Consider the following 22902-nt stretch of genomic DNA (forward strand, 5'->3'; position numbering starts at 1 on the left):
AGTGTAAAAACGATGCGGGATTTTTAGTTTATGTAGTAGTGAAATTAATGTCCACCACTAATTTTTTTATCAAAATCAATTCCTTGATTTTTTAATATTCCAGTAACTTTCCATGCGTAGAATGCTAAATACAAAAAACAAGCAACACCAACAACGTAACTAATATGAATATTAGATAAATCAGCAATATAACCTTGTAACCAACTTATAATTCCGCCACCCATAATCATCATAATCAAAAAGCTACTTCCTTGGCTTGTATGTTTTCCTAATCCACTAATTGCTAAAGTAAAAATACAAGGCCATAAAGTGCTGCAAAACAATCCAACAGATGTAAATGCGTATACACTTGTCATTCCATCGGTTGACATTCCTATTAATAAAGCTAAAATACCGCAGCATGAGAAAATTAATAACATTCGAGCTGGATTTCCTTTACTCGCCATGTCAGCAAAAATCAAAACTAAGATGATCAATCCATAAATGTAAAATGGAGTTAAATCATGATTCATAAATTTGTTAACTCCAAGAAAAATGCCGAAAGCTAAATAAGGAGCAACGAAACGAAGAATCTTTTGAGTATTCATATTATCCGTGAAAGCTTCCACTGCTCCAGTCCAACGTCCAATCATTAAACTTGCCCAATACAACGAAATAAATGGCGCAACATCTTTAGTCATAAATCCTAAATTCTTTTCCATATAAGCAGGTAAATTACTCGCAGTTGATACTTCTACTCCAACATAAACGAAGATACCAATCATACCCAAAATCAATTGCGGATATTTTAAGGCTGAACTTCTTGAGTTATTTTCCTGGCCTTCATCTTCAACTACAGCGACTGGTTTATCTGGTAATGAAGACATTTTTAATAAAACAGCTACGATTAAAAAAGCCGCACCTAATATTAAATAAGGAATTTTGACACTTTCAATACTCATATCTGTATTTCCTGATGTAGCTGAACCAAAAATAGCAAAACTCACAATCAGTGGTCCAATAGTTGTTCCTAAATTATTGATTCCACCAGCCATTGTCAATCGTTGTGAACCCGTTTTTATTGGACCCAAAGCGATCGCTAATGGATTTGCAACCGTTTGTTGTAACGAAAATCCCAATGCAACTATGAAAAGTGCTGATAACATTAAAGGAAAGGAATGCATATTGGCCGCAGGATAAAATAGTAAAGTTCCCAGAGCAGAAATTGTTAGTCCTAATGCCAAAGAGTTTTTATATCCAATTCTATTAATCAAATCGCCTTTGGTTAAATATGAAATAATCATGTAAATAATGGATCCAACCGTGTACGCTACATAAAATGCAACGGATACAAGTTGGCTTTCTCCTTGTGTCAAATTGAATGCTTTTTTGAAAACGGGAATTAAAATGTCGTTACTAGCGGCAACAAATCCCCAAAAGAAAAATACGGTAGCAAGCGGAATAAACTGTGCCCAATTTGTTTTTTGGTTTAATGAACTCATAATTTTTTGGTTAGTTGGTTTATTTTTTATTGTATTGGTTTAAAACTGATGGCCGTTCCGCCACCTTTAGCCAAATGTAATTTAATTTTCGACTTTGATGTGACTTGTATAGTTTTTATAGCATACGATTTTGGATTATTTTTCCAATCTGCATCTGCACCATCCTGATAAACAATAGCTTGATATTTTTTATTTGGAGAAAGAAAATCCAGCTTGATTTCTGTATCACGTTCATTTTCATCCGTAATCGAACCTAAAAACCAGTTTTCTGATTGTTTATCCTTACGTGCAACAGTTAAATAATCGCCAGGCTCTGCTTCTAAATAACGACTTTCTTGCCAATCAACTGCCACATCTTTTATAAACTGAAAGGCATCCATATGCTGCTCGTAATTCTCAGGCAAATCAGCTGCCATTTGCAATGGAGAATACATGGTAACATATAATGCCAATTGTTTTGCCAAAGTCGTATGCACTTGTTCTGTTTTCTTCGGATCGTAAGCGCTCATTTTGATTTCAAATATTCCTGGAGTATAATCCATTGGTCCACCCAATAATCTGGTGAAGGGTAAAATGGTTTCATGCATTGGCGGATTTCCCGTGCTCCATGCATTGAATTCGTTACCTCTTGCCGATTCGGCCGCAATATAGTTTGGATACGTTCTGCTGTAACCTGTTGGACGCGAACTTTCATGCGAATTGACCATCAGCTTATACTCTGCAAATCGTCGTGCAACAAAGTTAAAATGATTTACCATCACTTGTCCGTCATGAAATTCGCCACGTGGAATTATTCGGCCCACATATCCCGTTTTTGCTGCAGGATAGCCGTATTCTTTCATCAAATTTAAGGCTCGATCCAAATGTCTTTCAAAATTCCCAACGGAAGCTGAAGTCTCCTGATGCATAATCATCTTGATCCCTTTTGATTTTGCGTAATCGTTTACTGCTTTCAAATCAAAATCAGGATAAGGCGTGGTGAAATCAAAAACGTCTTCTTTCCAATTGCCAAACCAATCTTCCCAACCTACATTCCAACCTTCTACTAAAACGCCATCGAAACCATTTTTGGCCGCAAAGTCAATATACCGTTTTGTGTTTTCAGTTGTTGCTCCGTGTTTTCCACTTGGTTTTAATTGTCCATCGGCTGCATTTTGTGCATTTTGTGAACCTGCATAATCCCAAGTTGATTTTCCAACGTGCATTTCCCACCAAATCCCAACATACTTCATCGGCTTAATCCAAGAAGTATCTTCAATTTTACAAGGTTCGTTTAGGTTTAAAATCATTTTCGAGGCTACAATATTTCGTGCATCATCACTAACCATAATGGTTCTCCATGGCGAAATGCATGGTACTTGCAAATAAGCTTTAGCACCGATGGCATTAGGAACCAAACGAGAAGTCAGTTTATATTCATTGGGAACTAAATCCAAATGCATAACGGGATAATTCACCACCGCAGCTTCAAAAATATTTAGATATACTCCCTCTGCCGTTTTCATCATTAACGGTGATTGTACAACGTATTTACCAACAATACTTTTAAGTGCGATACCATTATTCATATCAACATTTTCGGAATTAATTTCAGAAAATTTAGTTTCCATGTATGGATATTCCTGACTGTCAAAATCACCCGGAAGCCAAAACGCTTTGTGATTTCCGGTTAAATTAAATTCTGATTTTTCATCCGAAATAATAAAATAATTCAAATTGGGCTGTTTTGGAAAGTCATAACGAAAAGCGACACCTTCATCATAAACTTTAAAAATAATATTCATTTTTCGGTCTGACAATGGCTGATAAAGTTCAATTGTCAATTCGTTGTAATTATTTTTAATGTTAGATTGTTCGCCTAAAACGGGTTGCCAAATTTCATTAACCGTTTTTGTGGTTGTATTGACAATCGTAAAATTTGCATCTAAGTCCCTACTAGCTTTGAGTTTTAAACCCAAATAACTTTTAAGTATAACCAACTTTTTTTTATACAAAACTTCATAAGTGGGTTTTCCCTCAAATAAAGAAAAATTAAGTGTAATTTCTTTGGATGGTGATTGCACCGTTTGAGAAATCGTAGGCAGTGCATATAGAAATAAACTGAATAGTAGAATGCTTTTCATGGAAAAAATTTCGCTAAATATACTAACTTTTTAAAAACAAAAAATCCCGATTGCTCGAGATTTCAGTGTCTTATTTTCCGTCGACGTAATCCTGAAGATAAGCAAAACGCTGCGTCAGTTTTCCGTTTTCGGTGATTTTGGCGCGTTGCAGAATTCCGTCTTTATCATTATTAAAAAATGCCGGAATCACGTGTTCCATAAACATTTCTCCAAAACCTTCACTCGCATCTTTTGGTAATTCACAAGGCAAATTATCAACCGACATTACCATTATAGAACCTGGATGCGAATATGGAACTTCCTTATTTTCACTTGGCAAATAGCCAAAAAACGGATCCGCAATTGTTGAAGCTTTTATGGTGCAAGCAATTGGTCCATCAACGTCACATGAAATATCGGCAACCACTTTTATTTTATTATCCGAGGCATTTAGCATTTCGCGGGTTAAGATATCTGGTGCAGCGTTTCCATGAAAATGTCCTGCCATAAAGATATCTGCTACTTTTGAAAAACGCTCAAAATTTGAAGTATATTCTTTTGGGTTTTTGTAGAAATCGCTATTGCTTTGCGCTACTGTTCCGTCAATTCGTTTGTTATAATCCAAAACGTCAATTTGCGTATAAACTGCTTCTGAATATATTTTGTTTAAGAAATCATCAGGAGAAACTTGTTTCAATTTCATTCCGTCAAGCATTTCCTTTGCGCCCATGCCGACTTTTCCATGACCCGTCAACACAATTTTGATGTTAGGCAAAATTTGTCTTTTCAAACGAATAATCAATTCTTCTTGACTTGGAAGTGTTTCCGCTTTCGCCAAATTGAACAAGTCATATTTTATTCCAAATGCTCTGAAACCATTATAAGCACCCACAATTCCGGCATAGCGTCCAAAACCAATTAGTCTTCTGTTAGTGGCGTCAACGATAGTTTCGTGGTCGTACAATTCAATTTTTTTATCCAAAACAGCTCTTAGCAACTTTCTGTTGTGTACTTGCTTTTTGATCGTATGTGAAAAGAAAAAATACTTCTTATTCGGAATTAAATACTCAACAGGAATTTCTTTTACACCAAAGAAAACATCACAATCTGAAACATCATCAACAACTTCAATTCCTAATTTTTCGTAAGCATCATCACTAAAAACTCGAATGTCCGAACGTTCCACTTTTATAATAGCTTCAGGATGTTCCTTTTGCAAACGAACTAATTCTTCTGGCGTGAAAACGACTCTTCTATCTGGTGGGTTTTTTCTTTCTTTTATAATTCCGAATTTCATTTGCATATTTTTTATGATGCCAAAAGTAACAGTAACGAAATCGTTTTCAAAGTTTTTTGCCAAAAATAACAGTTGATCCTTTTTGATGCGATTAGTCTGCCTTATGTATTAAATGTTTGTTAAAAAAACATTGTGGAAAACGTGTTGATAGCTTTCCTAAAAAGTAATTCTATACCTTTATTGAATACTTATATTTGCGATTCAATACTATTATAATGACATTCAGAATTTCTCAATATACCCTTCCGTTTTTAGCAATTTTTCTAGTTACTATTTCATGTTCAAAACTTGAGAAAAGTGAGGAAGATGCTATTGTTAAAACCAATGAAAATGGGCTTCCAATCATGATGCCACTGCAGAAAGAACTGCCTGCACTAGCGAAATCTTATATTGACGATAAGAAATATTCCACAAGTATTTTCTTTGAAAAACTATGGTCAGAAAAGAATGATAATGTAGCGTTTTTAGTTGCTAAGAATGGCCAAATTATCTATGAAAATTATATGGGTTTTGCCAATAAAAGAACCGGCGAAATGATTGACAAAGATATGCCGTTGCACATTGCTTCTGTGAGTAAAGTACTGACTTCTACGGCTATTTTAATGTTGGTGGATGCAAAAAAGATTAAACTTGATCAAAAAGTAACTACGCTAATTGACGGTTTTCCTTATCCAGATGTAACGATACAAACACTTCTAAACCATAGAAGTGGTATGAGAAATTACGCGTACTTTACCGATAAAGGAAATTGGGACCGACACAAAACCCTAACCAACCAAGATATTGTTAAAGTAATGATCGACAATGACATACAGTTGGAAACCAAAACTGATACGCACTTTAGCTATTGCAATACCAATTATGCCATGTTGGCGTTAGTGATTGAAAAAGTTACGGGAATACCTTATCCAAAAGCGATGAAAGAAATGATTTTTGATCCGCTTGGAATGACGAATACTTTTGTTTTTGACATTGTAAAAGACCGTGAAAACATTGCGCCTTCTTATAAAGGAAACATGGAAATTGCGATCGATTATCTTGATGGAATTTATGGAGATAAGAACATCTATTCTACACCAAGAGATTTACTGAAGTTTGATAACGCCCGTTATGCGCCATTCTTTTTGAATGCGGATTTACTTAAAAAAGTCTATAAAGGCTACAGCTATGAAAGCAAAGGTACCAAAAACTATGGATTGGGCATTCGAATGATTGAATGGGAAAAAGGCGAGCCGTTCTATTTTCATAACGGATGGTGGCACGGAAACACTTCTTCTTTTATAAATCTGCGAAAAGAAAAAGTTACGATTATTGTTTTATCAAACAAATACACACACAAAACTTATCAATCTAAACGTTTGGCTTCACTCTTTGGGGATTATCCGTTCAAATTGAGTGACGATGGAGAAGAATAAATTCTCAGCATTAACTTTATAATTATCATCATCATGCAGTCACTGCTGGAAGTTTGTTACCTATTTTTAATTTCTATTTACTAAATCCTATTTTTTTCGGTATTTTAGCCACATGATTCGATTGTCTATAATTGGTTCCGGAAATGTCGCGCAGCATCTGATTCAGGCGTTCAGCAAAACGGCTGAAGTGGAATTGGTTCAGGTATTTGCTAGGAAAGCCGCAGCTATTTCCCATTTACTATCTATTGATAAAATAACTTCTGATTATACCCAATTAGAACCTGTTGATGTTACGATAATTGCAGTATCCGACGATGCAATTGCAGAAGTTTCGAACCGTATTCCTTTTAAAAATCAATTGGTAATCCACACCTCGGGAAGTCTTTCTATAGATGCATTGGCCGACAAAAATCGCAAAGGTGTTTTTTATCCTTTACAAACATTTTCTAAATTAAAAGCAGTTGATTTCAAAGTAATTCCCATTTGTTTAGAAGCTCAGAATGATAACGACTTTAAAACATTGGAAATTCTAGCCAAAACGATTTCCAACTCCGTTTCGACTGTTACTTCGGAACAAAGAAAAGCGTTACACGTTGCCGCAGTATTTGTATCTAATTTTACGAATCATCTGTATCAAATTGGTAATGATATTTGCGTTGAAAACAACATTTTATTTGATATTCTAAAGCCATTGATTCAGGAAACGGCGAATAAAATTTTGACACTCTCGCCTATTGAGGCCCAAACGGGTCCGGCCAAACGAAACGACACGCAAACAATTAATACCCATCTGAATTTTTTATCAGATGACAATCAAAAAGAAATATACAAAATGCTAACAAAATCTATTATTGATCATGGCAAAAAGTTATAAAGAAATATTAAACGACGTTACCACTTTTATTTTTGATGTGGATGGTGTGTTGACGGATAGCTCGGTTCATGTTACACCAACTGGAGAAATGCTTCGAATTATGAATATTCGCGATGGATTTGCTTTGAAAGCTGCGGTGGAAAGTGGCTATCACGTTTGTATAATTTCAGGAGGAAACAATGAAGGCGTTCGCATCCGTTTGAAAAATCTTGGAATTACGGATATTCATTTGGCTACGCCCGATAAGGTCGCAACTTTCAAGGAATACATCGAATTGTACAACATCAAACCTGAGGAAGTATTATACATGGGTGATGACATACCCGATTACCACGTAATGCAATTGGTCGGAATGCCAACGTGTCCGCAAGATGCAACTGCAGAAATTAAAGCCATATCTAAATATATTTCCCATAAAAATGGCGGTAAAGGTGCGGCTCGCGAAGTGATTGAACAAGTAATGAAAGTTCAGGGCAAATGGCATTTGTACTATAATGGAAAACACGATTGATTTAAGATTGCAGATTAACAGAATTTAGATTTCAGATTTTTAAACATACAATAATGAACTTTTTAAAACTTATTCGTTACCAAAACCTTTTATTACTGGCTTTTATGCAGTTAATTTTCCGTTACGGATTTTTAAAATTGCAAAGTATTCCGTTGGCATTGAGTCATTTTCAGTATGGATTATTAGTTTTATCGACTGTTTTGATTGCTGCTGCAGGTTATATTATTAATGATATTTTGGATCAAGAAACGGATTATGATAACCGACCGGAGAATACTATTGTGGGTAGACTTGTCTCAGAGAAAACGGCTTACAATATGTACTTTGTACTAAATATTCTTGGTGTAGGAATTGGATATTATTTGGCTAACGTAATTCAACGACCAAGTTTTGCTGGATTGTTTATTATCATTTCGGCTACCTTATATATGTATGCCACCAATTTGAAACAAATGCTTTTACTTGGTAATATAATAGTGGCGCTTCTACTATCACTTAGTGTTCTTATCATCGGTTTATTTGATTTACTACCCGCAACTGGTGGCGATAATATACAAGTTATGGGCGATATATTTACCATTTTAATCCATTATGCAATCTTTACTTTTATCATTAATCTGATTCGGGAAATTGTTAAAGACATGGAAGACGTAGAAGGTGACTACAATCAAGGAATGAGCACTTTGCCCATTGCGATTGGAATAGATAAAACTACTAAAGTTGTTTTTGCATTGGGTATAATGGCAACGGTACTTTTATTATTATACATCAATGTTAATTTGATGAATTCGAAACTTTATTATGCGGTAGTGTATACTTTGCTGTTCATCGTTGCGCCAATGATTTTCTTTATCATTAAAATTTGGACAGCCCAAACAAAAAAAGAATTTCATTTGTTGAGTACTGTTTTGAAGTGGATAATTTTCTTCGGAATACTTTCTGTTTTGATCATCACCTTAAATATAAAAAACAATGCTTAAGAAAAAACTAAAAGATTTTAAAATAATTCTAGCTTCAGGTTCGCCCAGAAGACAACAGTTTTTCAACGATTTGGATTTAGATTTCGAAATAAGGCTTAAAGAAATTGAAGAACTATTTCCTGATACTTTGCAAGGAGTAGAAATCACTAATTACTTAGCTGAATTGAAAGCAAAGGCTTTTGAAAACGAAATTGCCTCAAATGAAATTCTAGTTACGAGCGATACCATTGTTTGGCTAAATAATAGAGCATTGGGCAAACCAAAAGATTATAATGACGCATTTGAAATTCTAAAATGTTTATCCAATACCACTCATGAAGTAATTACTTCAGTCTGTTTCAAAACTAGTGACAAAACAGAAACAATTCATGATGTAACGAAGGTGAGTTTTACCACGCTTTCGGACGATGAAATCCGTTATTATTTAGATCATTACAAGCCGTTTGACAAAGCGGGAGCTTATGGTATTCAGGAATGGATTGGCCTAATAGGGATTACTAAAATAGAAGGCTCCTACACCAATGTTGTAGGACTTCCAACAGAAAAAGTTTATCAGTATCTGAGTACATTCAATTAAAATAGTAACTTTACTAAAAACAAAAAGCTATGTCGGAAACCATAAAGTATCCCTTTTACATCAAACTCGCAGCCCTATTATTTTGTTTGATTGCATTATTTTGTATTCTGTATTTTGGTTCTGAAATAGTTTTCCCAGTTCTATTAGCGTTACTTTTTGCAATAATGCTGCGACCGGTTGTGAGTTTTTTTATTGTAAAACTTCGATTTCCGCATTTCATTGCTGTTATTTTTGCCATCATTTTATTCCTAATGTTGTTTTTGGGAGTTTTCTATTTCATTTCAATGCAAATCACTGATATGGCGGATGATTGGGCGAAAATAAAACACAACTTTATATTTCATCTAGAACATTTACAACAAATGGTCAGGGATACATTCAATGTAAGTAAAACGGAACAGAATGAATTTATCAGTAAGGCAACAAAAGATAGCCTTGATTCAGGCAAGCAGCTTGTTGGGACCACTTTAACTTCTTTTGCAGATATATTTTTAAATGCAACACTTATTCCAATTTACACGTTTCTATTTTTGTACTATCAAAGCCATTTCGTTAACTTTTTAACCAAAATAGTAAAGCCTGAAAATCACAAAAAATTACGTGAGGTATTGGATCAAATTAAAATTGCAGTTCAAAGCTATATTGCTGGATTATTGTTTGAGATGATTGCCGTTTCTATACTTACAACTATTGGTTTGTATTTAATTGGTGTCGAATATTTTATTTTACTAGGAATAATAACAGGAATTTTAAATCTTGTCCCTTACATCGGGATTTTGTTTGCAGGAATTTTGAGTATTCTTGTTTCATTATCGGGTTCAACAGATATTTCTATAGTTTTAGGAGTTATTATTGTTAATGTTATTGTTCAGTTTATTGATAATAATATTTTGGTTCCAATGTTTGTCAATTCAAAAGTACAAATTAACGCTTTGGTATCCATTATTGGAATTATCATTGGAAACGTTCTTGGCGGAATTACTGGAATGTTTTTAGCCATCCCAATTATTGCTATAATTAAAGTGATTTTTGACCGAATTGATTCACTTGAACCTTGGGGCTATTTGTTTGGTGACGACTTACCCAAAACGACGGAATGGCATAAGATAAGAATACCTAGTTACAGCTACCAAAGTACTACAAGTAGTATTGATTTTAAAACGGACACTAACACTGCGCCAGCAGAAAATCAAGAAGTTACCGATCCTAATGATAAAACGGATCAAGAAACGGATGCTAAATAATTTAGTATAAGAAGTACTAAATAATAACCCTTTCTTATTGTAATACTTGCCACTGTTGCAGCAATCATAATTTGGGTCGTACAAAAAGAAGGTCTATTTTTAACATTATCTTCAGTAACCACTATTATAGGTGTAGCGATGTTTTCCCAATGGTCGATTCGGAGTGACAGTACTTCTGGAATTACATTGTTTTTTTTCTTTCCTTTCCCAATTGGTGATATCATTCAAATTCACGACAAAGACTTTCCCATTCAGTCCGAAATTGAAGATATTAATGCGGTTCACGTCTACTTGAAAACGGATAAAGGAGAATACATAACGCATCCGAATACTCTTTTACTTCAAAAAGGAATTTCAATTATCAGACAAGATGTTGATGATAAAGAATTTACTGATTAAATATATTGGGTGTGAATTATACAAATTTTGAACTAATTTCTATAATATCTTAGAAACCTAATAATTTCATCTTTGTACAACTAGTAATTAGTTGATTTACACATGATGAAAACTGTACCTATATCCAACATTAAAAAATACGCGCACAAAAAAACAATCAGCTTAACTGACGAAACTCTATTTCGTAAAAGTAAGTTATCGGAAATAGTTCGAAATACTGCTGATGTCGGTTTGTTTCTTATTAACGTAGTAAAAAACACTTTCTCTTGCGGATTTGAATTTAATGAGTTCATAAAGCAATGTTTTCAGGTTGGAAACAAATCATTAGGTTTAATATCCATAACAGGTATAGTAATTGGATTGGTGTTAACCATTCAATCCCGTCCTGTTCTAGTAGATTTTGGAGCGGTCAATATGCTACCTGGAATGGTTGCTATTTCGATTATTCGAGAAATGGGGCCAGTAATTACAGCGCTTATTTGCGCTGGAAAAGTAGGTTCAGGTATTGGAGCCGAATTAGGTTCAATGCGTGTAACAGAACAGATTGATGCTATGGAAGTATCTTCTACAAATCCAGTTCGTTTTTTAATTGTTCCTCGGGTTTTAGCTACCACTTTAATGCTCCCACTATTGGCTTTATATGCCGATATTTTAGGGATTTTAGGAAGTTGGATAGCGTCTAACATAAAAGGAGACGTTAGTTTCGTACTTTTTATTTCACAAGCTTTTGGAGATGTAGATTTCATGGATTTTCTTCCAGCAGTAATTAAATCGTTCTTTTTTGGGGCTGTCATTGGTTTAGTCGGTTGCTACAAAGGTTTTAATGCTGGTCGTGGAACTGAAAGCGTTGGTAAAGCGGCTAATTCAGCTGTTGTTATGGGATCGCTTCTAGTAATTATAGTAGATTTAATTGCAGTACAAATAACTGATTTATTATGAAAAACGAAGACAAATTAAAGGACAGAGAAGCAGTGATTAGAATAGATAATCTAGAAAAACACTTTGGAAGTTTAGAAGTGTTGAAGGATTTTTCTATGAAACTCTACAAAGGAGAAAATCTTGTTGTTCTTGGCAAATCAGGAAGCGGGAAATCCGTGTTGATTAAATGTATTGTTCGTTTACTCAACGCAGATGCAGGAAGTATTGATATAGACGGTGTAGAAATAAATAGCTTAAAAGAAAAAGAACTTGATGTTGCTAGAGAAAAAATTGGTTTTCTTTTTCAGAGTGGTGCACTATATGATTCGATGACTGTGAGAGAAAATTTAGCATTTCCTTTAAAAAGAATAAGGAAAGATTTAACCTCGGAACAAGTAAAAGCTAAAATTATTGAAGTACTAGAAAATGTTAGCCTTCCCGATGTAATTGATAAAATGCCTTCTCAACTCTCAGGTGGTATGCGAAAACGAGTCAGTTTAGCAAGGACAATAATTGTTGATCCTTCAATTATGCTTTATGATGAACCCACAACAGGTTTGGATCCTGTAACATCAAGTGAAATTAGCGATTTGATAAATGATATACAGAAAAAATATAAAACATCATCTATAATTATTACGCATGATATTGAATGTGTACGATCAGTTGCCGACAGAATAATAATGCTTCACGAAGGCAAAGTATATATGGAAGGATCCCTTGAGGATTTTGAAAAATCAAAAGATAAAATGGTTCAGTCCTTTTTTAAAACTAAAAAAAATAATTAAACTACTACTATGGAAGCTCATACACCGCAATTTAAATTTCGTTTAGGATTGTTCATCATCGTTGGAATAATCTTGTTCATTCTTGGTATTTTTATCATTGGAAAACAAAAAAACCTCTTTAATCCAGTGTTCTCATTGAGGGCAAATTTTCAAAATGTAAGTGGATTACAAGTGGGCAACACGATTCGTTTTTCTGGAATAAACGTTGGAACTGTTGATGACATTCAAATTATTAATGATTCAACGGTAAAAGTTAAAATGCTGATTAAAAAAGATGTGCAAAAATTCATAAAAGTGGACAGTCGAGCTAGTATAGGTTCTGAAGGAATTATCGGTGATAAAGTTGTCGTTATTTCGCAAGGAAATGGATCAGAAAAAATTGTACAAAATAATCAACGTATTTTGGCTAACGAACCTATAGAAACTGATGCGATAATGCGAAGTCTTCAAGTTACAGCTGATAATGCAGCTATGGCTTCTGACGATATTGCTGGAATTGTAGCCAAAATTAACAACGGCGAAGGAACATTGGGCAGACTAATTCAAGATAAAGATATGGCTGATAATATTGACAAAACCATTATAAATATGAAAACCAGCACTAAAAAACTGGATGAGAATATGGAAGCGGCGCAACACAATTTCCTACTTAGAGGTTTTTTCAAAAAGAAAGAGAAGAAAGAGAAAAAAGAAAAAGAAGCCAAAGAAAAAGCAGCTAAAGAGAGAGCCGAAAAAGCAAAAAAATAGATTGGCAAAATAGTATGAATTACATAAGCTTTACTAAAAATTATGTAACATTTTTTAATCGATAAGTTGGAAATTTACTGAGCAATTAGAAATTAAAATTAATTGCTTAATTCAAACTAAATAACAATGAAAAAAACCACTTTTAGCATTATGGTCATGATGGCTTCATTTTGCATTTCTCCCAATTTTGTATCAGCTAATACTGCTGAGCCAATAACAAACACTGCGAATACAACTAAAGCGGTACCAGCAGATGTTCAAGTTCTATACGACCGGTTAGAAGTCATAAAAAAAACAGACAAATCAGAAATGACTAGAGTTGAGAAAAAAGAACTTAGAAAAGAAGTTCGAACTATCAAATCTGAGTTAAAATCAAGAAATGGTGGCGTTTATCTTTCTGTTGGAGCAATTATTATCATTGTTCTTTTATTAATAATATTACTTTAAATTCGTTAAAATGAAGAACATGAAATTTTTTATTGCTGCGTTTTTGATAGGGGCATTCAATATTTTTGCACAGCCCGCAGCAAAAGTAGATAAAAAGTACGGTAAAGATATTCCAGTTGTACGAGTTAAAGCCACTCCGGTATGGGCAAAGGCAGCTCCAGCAAACGTAAATTACTATTATCTTCCAGACATTGAAACTTATTATGATGTTCCAGCACAACGCTATATTTACTTAAATAATGGCTCATGGGTAAGAACTTCTGCTCTACCTGCTCGTTATAAAGGATATAATATGTACAACTCAAGTCCTGTATATCTAACAGATTATAAAGGTAATTCTCCTTACACATTGTACAAAGTACATAAAGTGAAATATAAAGGAAAAGGTAGATGGAAATCGAATTATTATAAAAAAGAACACAGAAATCATGAAAAGGACAATGACCACGATAATCATCATGGAAAAAAACATGGCAAGAAAGATTAGAAAAACATAGCGTTAAAAAAATCTATAGTTTCAAATTAATTAAGCAAAGAATTTTATCTTTGCTTTTTTTACGCTTATTCACTTTACAATCACCCTAATAAGTAAAAATATTCTTATTAATTTATAAAAATTATGCATTTAATCGATAAATATTGCATTTAATCTATTGTTTTTGAAATAAACTTTTTATATTTGTATCGAAGTTTTTTACTGTTTGCCCCAAACTTTAAATTAATATCGATTATGAAACCAATAGAAAAAGTACTGTTTTTAATGTTTATTTTTACTTGTTATTTTTCTAACGCACAAACATCCAACAACCAACAGTATTCTTTATCAAATGAAAAGAGTACAGATTTCAGGTACTTTTACTTCCCAAATATTGAGGCCTATTTTGATACCCAGGAAAAAGTATATCTGTACAAAGATAATGGCGAGTGGACTGAAGCGGAAGAATTGCCTAAAAATTATGGAGGCTATTCTTTGTATAATAAATCTAGAGTAGCGATCACCGATTATAAAGGTGAAGAGCCCTATCTTCTATTACAAGTGCACAAAAAGAGATTCCCTTATAACTCAAAAGGAAGGTTTCCAGTTCAAACTGCAGAATCAGATTAAAGTTTTTTCACGTTTTAAAATTATTATTTAAATAAAAATGCCTCTTCCTCCCCAAGAAGAGGCATTTTTGCATTACAGAATTGTGGTTGAAAATATGTTAAACAAAGCAAAAAACCCAAAACCTAATTTCAAATAATAGTATATTTGAAAATTGTCATACAATAAACTATGAAACGATTTATACCCTTCTCTTTACTTCTTTTAAGCTTAACAATTTTTGCACAGCAGCCAATTAAACCTAATGCTGTCGAACTATATAATCAAATTCAAAAACTAAACTTTCTAGGATCCGTTTTGTATATCGCCGCACATCCAGATGATGAAAACACGCGATTAATTGCTTATTTGTCAAATGATATCAAAGCACGAATGGGATATTTATCATTGACGCGCGGAGATGGTGGACAGAATTTAATAGGTCCGGAATTACGCGAGCAATTGGGAGTTATACGAACACAAGAACTTATTGAAGCCCGTAAAATAGATGGTGGTGAACAATTTTTTTCACGAGCGAATGACTTTGGTTTTTCTAAAAATCCAGAGGAAACATTACAGATTTGGGATAGAGATCAAGTACTTAGTGATATGATTTGGACCATCCGTACTTTCCAACCCGACGTAATTATTAACCGATTCGATCATCGTTCACCAGGAACTACACACGGACATCATACCGCTTCGGCTATACTAAGTTTTGAAGCATTCGACAAAGTGAATGATCCTACTATCTATCCAAACCAATTAGAGTATACCTCTATTTGGCAGCCCAAACGTTTATTCTTTAATACTTCTTGGTGGTTTTACGGAAGCAAGGAAAAATTTGAAGCCGCCGATAAATCAAGCCAAAGCAAACTCCAAATCGGAACATACTACCAATCTGTAGGCAAATCGAATCAAGAAATTGCTGCTTTAAGTCGAAGTCGTCACCAATCTCAGGGATTTGGTTCAACAGGAACGCGAGGAGAAGAAGACGAATTTCTTGAGTTCCTAAAAGGCGATGCTCCAAATAATAAAAGTAACCTATTTGACGGAATTGATACGACGTGGAATCGTGTAAAAGGCGGAATAACTATTGGAGATCTTCTAGCAAATGTGGATAAAAATTATAATTTTAAAAATCCATCGGCTTCTATTCCTGAATTAGTTAAAGCATACCAATTAATTCAAAATTTAGAGGATAAACATTGGAAAGAGATCAAATCTGAAGAAATAAAAAAAATCATTTATGGTTGCGCTGGTTTGTATTTTGAAGCCACCACAGACGTGCAAGATGCTACGCCGGGAAGTACAATAAAAATAAAAGTTGAACTTGTCAACAGAAGCGATATTCCAATGACACTAATGGGAATTGGTTCTGTCCCCGTTTACATGAATAGTAAACAAAAAACTATTGAGTTAAAAAATAATATTCCTTACACCGAAAATAATACTTTAGAAATTCCAACGGATTTTAAGTATACTAATCCATATTGGCTAAACGAAAACGGAACAGTGGGAATGTATCGTGTAGCTAATCAAGAAAATATTGGTTTACCAGATGTAATCAGACAAGTAAAAGTTGGCATATGGATAACTATCGCTGGCACAGAGATGACTTTTGAACGAAACGTAGTTTATAAATACAACGATGATGTTAAAGGTGAAGTCTATCAGCCACTTGACATTGTTCCAACAGTAACTTCTTCATTTGCTGAGAAAGTATATATTTTCAATAACGATCGAGATAAAACGATTACGGTGAAAGTGAAAGCGGGTAAAGACAGTATTACTGGCAATGTAAAACTTCAAGTAGCTGAAGGTTGGAGCGTAAAACCAGCGGAAATACAGGTCTCAATTGATAAAAAAGGTCAGGAAATCTTGGCTATTTTTTCCGTTTCGCCCTCACAAGAAGCTAGTGAGATCGACGTAAAAAGTATTGTAACGGTTGACAGACAAACATTTGATAAAAATAAGATTGACATCAATTATCCACACATTTTCAAACAAATGATTTTGAAGCCCTCTGAAGCCAAAGCGATTCGTTTAAATATTAAAACTAAAGATGAAAGGATTGCCTATATTATGGGCGCTGGCGACGAGATTCCAAAAAGCTTAAGTCAAATGGGGTACACTGTAGAAATCCTGAAACCTGAAGAAATTACTACCGAAAGATTGGCGAATTTTGATGTGGTAATGACTGGAATCCGAGCTTACAATGTGGTAGATAAATTGGCTTTTAAACAAAAAATATTATTTGATTTTGTCAAAAATGGCAAAACAATGATTGTACAATACAATACGGCTGGTGATTTTGTAACCAATGACATTGCTCCTTTTCCGTTGAAAATTTCGCGTGACCGTGTTACCGAAGAAAATGCTGAAGTTCGCTTTTTAGCGCCAAATCATTCTGTTTTAAACTATCCAAACAAAATTACCTCTGAAGATTTTAAAGGATGGAAACAAGAACAAGGATTATACTATCCAAATGAATGGGACAAAGCCTTCACTCCTATCCTATCTGCGAATGATAAAGGAGAAACGCCAAAAAACGGAGCGCTTTTAATTGCAAAATTCGGGAAAGGAAATTACGTTTATACAGGTTTAAGTTTCTTTAGAGAGTTACCAGAAGGTGTTTCGGGAGCCTTCAGATTATTAGCTAATATTATAGCAATCGGAAAATAATATGGAAAATAAAAAAACAACTGTTTGGAAGAATAGCTACACTTGGGTTTTGGTCATCAATGCCATTTACATTATTATATTTTTTGTACTAATGCAATTATTCTACTAACCATGCAGCAACTCGACTGGATTGTTTTATCAGTAACTTTACTCTTTATCGTTTCCTATGGTGTATATAAAACCAAAGGGAGCAAAAACGTTGAAGATTACATTTTAGGCAATAAACAAACGCCCTGGTGGACGGTTGGTTTATCTGTAATGGCAACGCAAGCCAGTGCAATTACGTTTCTTTCTACACCCGGACAAGCGTATCATGACGGAATGGGATTTGTCCAATTCTATTTTGGTTTGCCAATTGCTATGGTTATTATTTCAATGACTTTTATTCCAATTTACCACAAGCTAAAAGTCTTTACGGCCTACGAATATCTCGAACAACGCTTTGATTTAAAAACAAGATCCTTTACAGCAATTCTTTTTCTGATTCAACGCGGTTTAGGAACTGGTTTAACAATTTACGCGCCCTCTATTATTCTGTCTTCCATTCTGGGATGGAACTTAACAATGTTGAATATCATCATTGGAATTTCAGTTATCATCTACACGTTCACAGGCGGAACCAAAGCGGTAAATGTTACCCAAAAACAGCAAATGTTCATTATTATGCTCGGAATGTTTACGACCTTCTTTTTAATTCTGCATTTGTTACCCAATGATATGACGTTTTCTAACGCGATGCACATTGCAGGTGCGAATGATAAAATGAATATACTAGATTTTTCATTTGACCCGGAAAACAGATATACATTTTGGAGCGGAATTACGGGAGGTTTCTTCTTGATGCTTTCTTATTTTGGTACCGATCAATCACAAGTGGGACGCTATCTTTCTGGAAAATCAGACAAAGAAAGTCAGATGGGACTAATCATGAATGGATTTCTGAAAGTACCAATGCAATTCTTTATTCTGCTTACTGGAGTTATGGTTTTTGTTTTCTTCCAATTTAATCCGGTGCCGCTTAATTTCAATCCCGTGAATACTGCTGCAATTGAAAAATCAAAATTTGCCGGAGAATATCACGCATTGGAAAATCAATTAACACAATTATCTGAAGAGAAAAAGGAATTTAACTTGATTTATATCGACCACCTAAATCAAGGATATGATAACCAAATCCTTAGAGATAAATTAAAATCACTTTCTGCAAAGGAAAAAGATTTACATGATGAAGCCAAAGTAATCATCAGTAAAGTGGATAAAAAGGCGGAGACAAATGATAAGGATTATGTATTTATCTACTTCATTTTAAATTATCTTCCTTCTGGATTAATCGGACTTTTATTGGCCGTCATTTTATCTGCAGCGATGTCTTCTTCCGCATCTGGACTGACTGCATTAGCCTCTACAACAGCTATAGATATTTATAAACGAAATCTCAAAGGCGATAGATCGGAAAAACATTTTGTGAATGCAACCAAATATTTTACGCTACTTTGGGGCGCAATCGCTATTGGTTTTGCGTGCGTAGGAACGCTATTTGAAAACTTAATTCAGTTGGTAAACATTGTAGGATCCATTTTCTATGGAACAGTTTTGGGAGTTTTCCTAGTTGGTTTTTACATTAAGTTTGTGAAAGCCAATGCCATTTTCTACAGCGCTGTTATCAGCCAAACCACCATTTTCTTTATCTATTATTACACGATTCACATCTATCCAACGGGTCAAGAAAAGCTAGGCTATCTGTGGTTGAATTTTATTGGAGCGTCTTTAACGGTAGTTTTATCGATACTGTTCCAAGTTATAATGAGAAGAAGGCAAAAAATAACTGCATAAAAAAACCACGAAATCTACTAGAGAAATCGTGGCTAATCAATTGTGGGAAATTGAATTATTTTTTAGACCATTCTTTAATACTATCGTTATTCATTTTAACGTAGTCATTATTTTTAGCTTTTTCAGCTCCAGCTAATGATAATTTTGCAGTAGCAATTGCTCCCGATTTATCGCCTAATTTTCCTTGGATTAAAGACTTCTGACGCAATTGCCAAAATGGTGCATCTTCTCCTGCTTTAGCCATCGAAAGCGCTTTATTTACATATTCTAATGCTTTATTCATATCTCCATTTGATTGGAAATAGTATTGTGCTGCAGAGTAATAATCCCCTGCTCCCGCTCCTGCTAATGTTTTTTCTATACTAGCCATCGCTGCTTTTTTCGTAGGAACTTCAAACTTTACTGAAACCATAGTTTTTTCCCAAGAGATATCTAAAGTTGCACTGTCATTTGTTAAGTTTCCAATTCCAATAGTCAATGACTCCACATTATTATTCAAATTAACTGGATCAACATTAATTAAAACTGCTACTTTAGTTGCATCCCATTCTTCGGGTGTTCCCCAATTATCTGTATCAGAATAAAAAACTACTTCCCACATATCCGCTTTTGGAGTAGTGAACAAAGCATATTTTCCTTTTTTCAATGTGTTTCCGTTAATCACTACATCTTCACTAAAACTTACCGTAGTATTTGCATTCGCACCCGTTCTCCAAAGTTTTCCAAAAGGAACTAAATCACCAAAAACAGCTCTTCCCTTTGAACTTGGACGAGAATAATCTAATGAAACATCGGTTAATCCTGCCACTTGAGTGATTGTACAACGTGGACTTGGTGCCGGAGTTTTTACCTGAGCATTAAGAACATAACTAGCAATTAAAGATGCTAAAACAAAAATAATTTTTTTCATAAATGTGCTTTTTAGAAGTTGACCAAATTTACGAATACTAAAATTGAATGAATGTTAACAATAACTTAAATATATTTTGTTTAACTAAAATTTACAATGTTTAAACAAAAAGCGCTACTTTTACAAAAAATTTTAAATGAAAATTTACACTTTACATACCAAACAGAAATTGCCCATAACAATTGATGAAGCATGGGAATTTTTATCCAATCCTAAAAATTTAGAAGTTATAACACCCGAATCTATGGCTTTTAAAACTATTTCAGGTGATGATAGAGCTATTTACGCAGGTCAAATTATCCAGTATATTGTAAAGCCGATGTTAGGAATTCCGGTGAAATGGGTAACTGAAATCACGCATGTTGTGGATAAAAAATATTTTGTCGACGAACAGCGTTTCGGACCCTATGCTCTTTGGCATCATAAACATTTCCTAAAAGAAATTCCCGGCGGTGTAGAAATGGAAGATATTGTAGATTATAAACTTCCAATGGGAATTTTAGGCCAAATGGTTCACCCATTATTGGTTAAGCCTAAATTAAAAGAAATATTTGAGTACCGCGAAAAAAAATTAGTCGAACTTTTTGGAATATATAAATAACAATAAGATGAAAAATATACTATTAATTGGTGGTTCCTATGGAATAGGATTAGAATTAGCAAAAGAATTACAGAATGATTGTAAGGTTTATTTAGCTTCTAGAACCAATGAAAATCTTTCGGGATTAAATGTTATTCATATTACTTACGATGCGACAGTAGATACGTTGGACACTTCAATGCTTCCCGCTGTTATAGACGGATTAGTTTATTGTCCAGGTAGTATTAATTTGCGTCCGTTTCGTGGTTTAAAATTAGAAACCTTTGAAAGCGATATGCAAATTAATTTCTTTTCTATGATAAAAGTGGTTCAAAGTCTTTTGCCACAACTTACAGCCTCAGAACAATCGAGTATCGTACTGTTTAGTTCGGTTGCGGTCAAAATGGGAATGCCATTTCATACTAGTGTTGCAGCTGCAAAAGGCGCTATTGAAGGTTTTGCGAAAGCATTAGCCGCAGAATACGCTCCAAAAATCAGAGTTAACGTAATTGCGCCATCACTAACCGATACGCCCTTAGCTGAAAAGTTTTTGAGTACGGATGAAAAAAGAGAAAAATCTGCACAACGTCATCCTTTAAGAAGAGTTGGAACTACGGAAGATATCGCTCAAATGGCAAGTTTCCTTTTAAGTGAAAAAAGCAGCTGGATTTCTGGACAAATTTTTCCTGTTGATGGTGGAATGTCTTCTTTATTAGTTAATGGATAGCACAGCAAAATGAATATATTTTGGTTTCGACGTGATTTGCGTTTAGAAGATAATGTGGGGCTTTTTCATGCTTTAAATAGCGGAGAAGAGGTATTGCCCATATTCATTTTTGACGAATCTATTGTTTTTCAATTACCGAAAAATGATGCTCGTGTAACTTTTATTCATCAACAACTAGAAAAGATTCAAGACCAGTTGAAATCTAGTGGAAAATCATTGGCTGTTTTTCACGGAAATCCTTTAGAAATATTTACCAAATTGATTTCCGAAAACAAAATTCATGCAATTTATACCAATCACGATTATGAGCCTTACGCTCGAAAACGCGATTTAGAACTGTATCATTTATTTAAAGAAAATACTATTGAATTCAAAACAAGTAAAGATCAAGTTATTTTTGAAAAAAGCGAAGTTGTAAAAGAGGACGGAACACCTTATGTGGTTTACACACCCTATTCAAATAAGTGGAAATATAACTTTAGTCAAATTGCTTTAAAAAATTACAATTCAGAAGATTATCTGGAAAAAATTAAATTTCACTCCTATCCTTTTTTGAGTTTAACGGATATTGGTTTTACAATTTCATCTATCAAAGTTCCAGGGTATGACATTTCCGATTCTTTAATAGATAATTATGAAGCAACTCGGAATTTTCCGGCATTAGATCAAACATCTCATCTTGGAATTTACCTTCGTTTTGGTGCCGTTTCCATTCGGAAGATGATATCCAAAGCGTTGGAAAGTAACAATGAAACATTCCTAAAAGAATTGATTTGGCGTGAATTTTTTATGCAGATTCTTTGGCATTTTCCGCATACTGTTAATTCCAGTTTTCGGCCAAAATATGATGCAATACTATGGAATAATAACGAAGATTTGTTCCAGAAATGGTGCGACGGAAAAACGGGTTATCCATTTGTAGATGCTGGAATGCGAGAACTTAATACAACGGGACACATGCACAATCGGGTTCGGATGATTGTTGCCAGTTTCTTGTGTAAACATTTATTGATTGACTGGCGTTGGGGCGAAACCTATTTTGCCATCAAACTTTTAGATTACGAGCAATCTAGCAATGTTGGCAATTGGCAATGGGCTGCAGGAAGTGGCGTAGATGCTGCGCCGTATTTCAGAATATTCAATCCATCGGAACAAATTAAAAAGTTTGACAAAGAATTGGTTTACATTAAAAAATGGATTCTAGAATTCGGAACTTCGGCCTACCCCGAACCAATTGTAGATCATAAGGAAGCGCGGGAAAAGTGTTTACGAGTATATAAAGATGCTGTAGGATAAGTAAATTAAT

Annotated in this window: 22 protein-coding genes; 18 read left to right on the forward strand and 4 right to left on the reverse strand. The window is 34.3% G+C overall.

The genetic code is table 11. The features are described 5' to 3' along the window. Positions 1–44: 44 nt before the first annotated feature. The 3 genes from PSU83_RS11170 to PSU83_RS11180 form a co-directional block, all read right to left on the reverse strand. Positions 45–1481 (reverse strand): MFS transporter, encoded by a 1437-nt coding sequence (locus PSU83_RS11170; protein WP_300589534.1) that lies wholly within the window; start codon positions 1479–1481, stop codon positions 45–47. Positions 1482–1507: 26 nt separating this feature from the next. Further along, a complete protein-coding gene (locus PSU83_RS11175) occupies positions 1508–3604 on the reverse strand; it encodes a glycoside hydrolase family 97 protein (RefSeq protein WP_300589535.1) in 2097 nt (698 codons plus the stop codon). A 70-nt stretch (positions 3605–3674) separates the two neighbouring features. Then, positions 3675–4880: an NAD(P)-dependent oxidoreductase gene (locus tag PSU83_RS11180; protein ID WP_300589536.1), complete on the reverse strand. Its 1206-nt coding sequence runs from the start codon at positions 4878–4880 to the stop codon at positions 3675–3677. 215 nt (positions 4881–5095) lie between these two features. Between PSU83_RS11180 and PSU83_RS11185 the strand changes: the two genes are divergently transcribed. The 15 genes from PSU83_RS11185 (at position 5096) to PSU83_RS11255 (ending at position 19379) form a co-directional block, all read left to right on the forward strand. Next, positions 5096–6295, forward strand: coding sequence for a serine hydrolase domain-containing protein (locus PSU83_RS11185; protein WP_300589537.1), 1200 nt, complete (start codon positions 5096–5098; stop codon positions 6293–6295). 112 nt (positions 6296–6407) lie between these two features. Beyond that, the gene (locus PSU83_RS11190) at positions 6408–7169 is read left to right on the forward strand and encodes a DUF2520 domain-containing protein (RefSeq protein WP_300589538.1); all 762 of its coding nucleotides are present in this window, start codon (positions 6408–6410) and stop codon (positions 7167–7169) included. Continuing rightward, the gene (locus tag PSU83_RS11195; RefSeq protein WP_300589539.1) at positions 7153–7680 is read left to right on the forward strand and encodes an HAD-IIIA family hydrolase; all 528 of its coding nucleotides are present in this window, start codon (positions 7153–7155) and stop codon (positions 7678–7680) included. The genes PSU83_RS11190 and PSU83_RS11195 overlap by 17 nt, the downstream gene beginning before the upstream one ends. 53 nt (positions 7681–7733) lie before the next feature. Continuing rightward, on the forward strand, positions 7734–8660 hold the full coding sequence (locus tag PSU83_RS11200; RefSeq protein WP_300589540.1) for a geranylgeranylglycerol-phosphate geranylgeranyltransferase: 927 nt from the start codon (positions 7734–7736) through the stop codon (positions 8658–8660). After that, complete coding sequence (locus PSU83_RS11205; RefSeq protein WP_300589541.1) at positions 8653–9237, forward strand: Maf-like protein; 585 nt, start codon at positions 8653–8655, stop codon at positions 9235–9237. The genes PSU83_RS11200 and PSU83_RS11205 overlap by 8 nt, the downstream gene beginning before the upstream one ends. 29 nt (positions 9238–9266) lie before the next feature. Further along, complete coding sequence (locus PSU83_RS11210; RefSeq protein ID WP_300589542.1) at positions 9267–10481, forward strand: AI-2E family transporter; 1215 nt, start codon at positions 9267–9269, stop codon at positions 10479–10481. 138 nt (positions 10482–10619) lie between these two features. Next, positions 10620–10880: a mechanosensitive ion channel domain-containing protein gene (locus PSU83_RS11215; protein ID WP_363319893.1), complete on the forward strand. Its 261-nt coding sequence runs from the start codon at positions 10620–10622 to the stop codon at positions 10878–10880. A gap of 102 nt (positions 10881–10982) precedes the next feature. Then, positions 10983–11819 carry an ABC transporter permease gene (locus PSU83_RS11220; protein ID WP_300589543.1) on the forward strand — a complete coding sequence of 279 codons (837 nt, stop codon included), beginning with the start codon at positions 10983–10985 and terminating at the stop codon, positions 11817–11819. Then, positions 11816–12586, forward strand: coding sequence for an ATP-binding cassette domain-containing protein (locus PSU83_RS11225; RefSeq protein WP_300589544.1), 771 nt, complete (start codon positions 11816–11818; stop codon positions 12584–12586). Before PSU83_RS11220 ends, PSU83_RS11225 begins: the two co-directional genes overlap by 4 nt. Before the next feature lie 9 nt (positions 12587–12595). Beyond that, entirely contained in the window at positions 12596–13333 is a 738-nt protein-coding gene (locus PSU83_RS11230) for an MlaD family protein (RefSeq protein ID WP_300589545.1), read from the forward strand. A gap of 126 nt (positions 13334–13459) precedes the next feature. After that, positions 13460–13780, forward strand: coding sequence for a hypothetical protein (locus PSU83_RS11235; protein WP_300589546.1), 321 nt, complete (start codon positions 13460–13462; stop codon positions 13778–13780). A gap of 19 nt (positions 13781–13799) precedes the next feature. Beyond that, positions 13800–14267, forward strand: a complete 468-nt coding sequence (locus tag PSU83_RS11240; protein ID WP_300589547.1) for a hypothetical protein — start codon at positions 13800–13802, stop codon at positions 14265–14267. Positions 14268–14510: 243 nt separating this feature from the next. Further along, complete coding sequence (locus PSU83_RS11245; protein ID WP_300589548.1) at positions 14511–14885, forward strand: hypothetical protein; 375 nt, start codon at positions 14511–14513, stop codon at positions 14883–14885. Between the two features lie 168 nt (positions 14886–15053). Then, positions 15054–17546, forward strand: coding sequence for a PIG-L family deacetylase (locus PSU83_RS11250; protein ID WP_300589549.1), 2493 nt, complete (start codon positions 15054–15056; stop codon positions 17544–17546). Between the two features lie 111 nt (positions 17547–17657). Further along, positions 17658–19379, forward strand: coding sequence for a sodium:solute symporter (locus PSU83_RS11255; RefSeq protein WP_300589550.1), 1722 nt, complete (start codon positions 17658–17660; stop codon positions 19377–19379). A gap of 55 nt (positions 19380–19434) precedes the next feature. Here PSU83_RS11255 and PSU83_RS11260 read toward each other — a convergent pair whose 3' ends face one another. Next, positions 19435–20289: a DUF2911 domain-containing protein gene (locus PSU83_RS11260; protein ID WP_300589551.1), complete on the reverse strand. Its 855-nt coding sequence runs from the start codon at positions 20287–20289 to the stop codon at positions 19435–19437. A 136-nt stretch (positions 20290–20425) separates the two neighbouring features. Between PSU83_RS11260 and PSU83_RS11265 the strand changes: the two genes are divergently transcribed. From PSU83_RS11265 to PSU83_RS11275, 3 genes are read left to right on the forward strand one after another with little or no spacing between them, the layout of a single operon-like run. Further along, complete coding sequence (locus tag PSU83_RS11265) at positions 20426–20890, forward strand: SRPBCC family protein (RefSeq protein WP_300589552.1); 465 nt, start codon at positions 20426–20428, stop codon at positions 20888–20890. Between the two features lie 7 nt (positions 20891–20897). After that, positions 20898–21596, forward strand: coding sequence for an SDR family oxidoreductase (locus PSU83_RS11270; protein WP_300589553.1), 699 nt, complete (start codon positions 20898–20900; stop codon positions 21594–21596). Between the two features lie 9 nt (positions 21597–21605). Next, entirely contained in the window at positions 21606–22892 is a 1287-nt protein-coding gene (locus PSU83_RS11275) for a deoxyribodipyrimidine photo-lyase (RefSeq protein WP_300589554.1), read from the forward strand. Positions 22893–22902: the final 10 nt, after the last annotated feature.

The organism is Flavobacterium sp. (assembly GCF_029945805.1).
In the GTDB taxonomy this organism is placed as follows: domain Bacteria; phylum Bacteroidota; class Bacteroidia; order Flavobacteriales; family Flavobacteriaceae; genus Flavobacterium.

Coding starts and splice junctions, on each gene's coding strand:
- PSU83_RS11195 (WP_300589539.1), top strand. CDS start 7,153: ATGGCAAAAAGTTATAAAGAAATATTAAACGACGTTACCACTTTTATT.
- PSU83_RS11250 (WP_300589549.1), top strand. CDS start 15,054: ATGAAACGATTTATACCCTTCTCTTTACTTCTTTTAAGCTTAACAATT.
- PSU83_RS11190 (WP_300589538.1), top strand. CDS start 6,408: ATGATTCGATTGTCTATAATTGGTTCCGGAAATGTCGCGCAGCATCTG.
- PSU83_RS11170 (WP_300589534.1), bottom strand. CDS start 1,481: ATGAGTTCATTAAACCAAAAAACAAATTGGGCACAGTTTATTCCGCTT.
- PSU83_RS11275 (WP_300589554.1), top strand. CDS start 21,606: ATGAATATATTTTGGTTTCGACGTGATTTGCGTTTAGAAGATAATGTG.
- PSU83_RS11230 (WP_300589545.1), top strand. CDS start 12,596: ATGGAAGCTCATACACCGCAATTTAAATTTCGTTTAGGATTGTTCATC.
- PSU83_RS11260 (WP_300589551.1), bottom strand. CDS start 20,289: ATGAAAAAAATTATTTTTGTTTTAGCATCTTTAATTGCTAGTTATGTT.
- PSU83_RS11180 (WP_300589536.1), bottom strand. CDS start 4,880: ATGAAATTCGGAATTATAAAAGAAAGAAAAAACCCACCAGATAGAAGA.
- PSU83_RS11235 (WP_300589546.1), top strand. CDS start 13,460: ATGAAAAAAACCACTTTTAGCATTATGGTCATGATGGCTTCATTTTGC.
- PSU83_RS11270 (WP_300589553.1), top strand. CDS start 20,898: ATGAAAAATATACTATTAATTGGTGGTTCCTATGGAATAGGATTAGAA.
- PSU83_RS11185 (WP_300589537.1), top strand. CDS start 5,096: ATGACATTCAGAATTTCTCAATATACCCTTCCGTTTTTAGCAATTTTT.
- PSU83_RS11215 (WP_363319893.1), top strand. CDS start 10,620: ATGTTTTCCCAATGGTCGATTCGGAGTGACAGTACTTCTGGAATTACA.
- PSU83_RS11220 (WP_300589543.1), top strand. CDS start 10,983: ATGATGAAAACTGTACCTATATCCAACATTAAAAAATACGCGCACAAA.
- PSU83_RS11265 (WP_300589552.1), top strand. CDS start 20,426: ATGAAAATTTACACTTTACATACCAAACAGAAATTGCCCATAACAATT.
- PSU83_RS11255 (WP_300589550.1), top strand. CDS start 17,658: ATGCAGCAACTCGACTGGATTGTTTTATCAGTAACTTTACTCTTTATC.
- PSU83_RS11245 (WP_300589548.1), top strand. CDS start 14,511: ATGAAACCAATAGAAAAAGTACTGTTTTTAATGTTTATTTTTACTTGT.
- PSU83_RS11240 (WP_300589547.1), top strand. CDS start 13,800: ATGAAATTTTTTATTGCTGCGTTTTTGATAGGGGCATTCAATATTTTT.
- PSU83_RS11200 (WP_300589540.1), top strand. CDS start 7,734: ATGAACTTTTTAAAACTTATTCGTTACCAAAACCTTTTATTACTGGCT.
- PSU83_RS11175 (WP_300589535.1), bottom strand. CDS start 3,604: ATGAAAAGCATTCTACTATTCAGTTTATTTCTATATGCACTGCCTACG.
- PSU83_RS11210 (WP_300589542.1), top strand. CDS start 9,267: ATGTCGGAAACCATAAAGTATCCCTTTTACATCAAACTCGCAGCCCTA.
- PSU83_RS11225 (WP_300589544.1), top strand. CDS start 11,816: ATGAAAAACGAAGACAAATTAAAGGACAGAGAAGCAGTGATTAGAATA.
- PSU83_RS11205 (WP_300589541.1), top strand. CDS start 8,653: ATGCTTAAGAAAAAACTAAAAGATTTTAAAATAATTCTAGCTTCAGGT.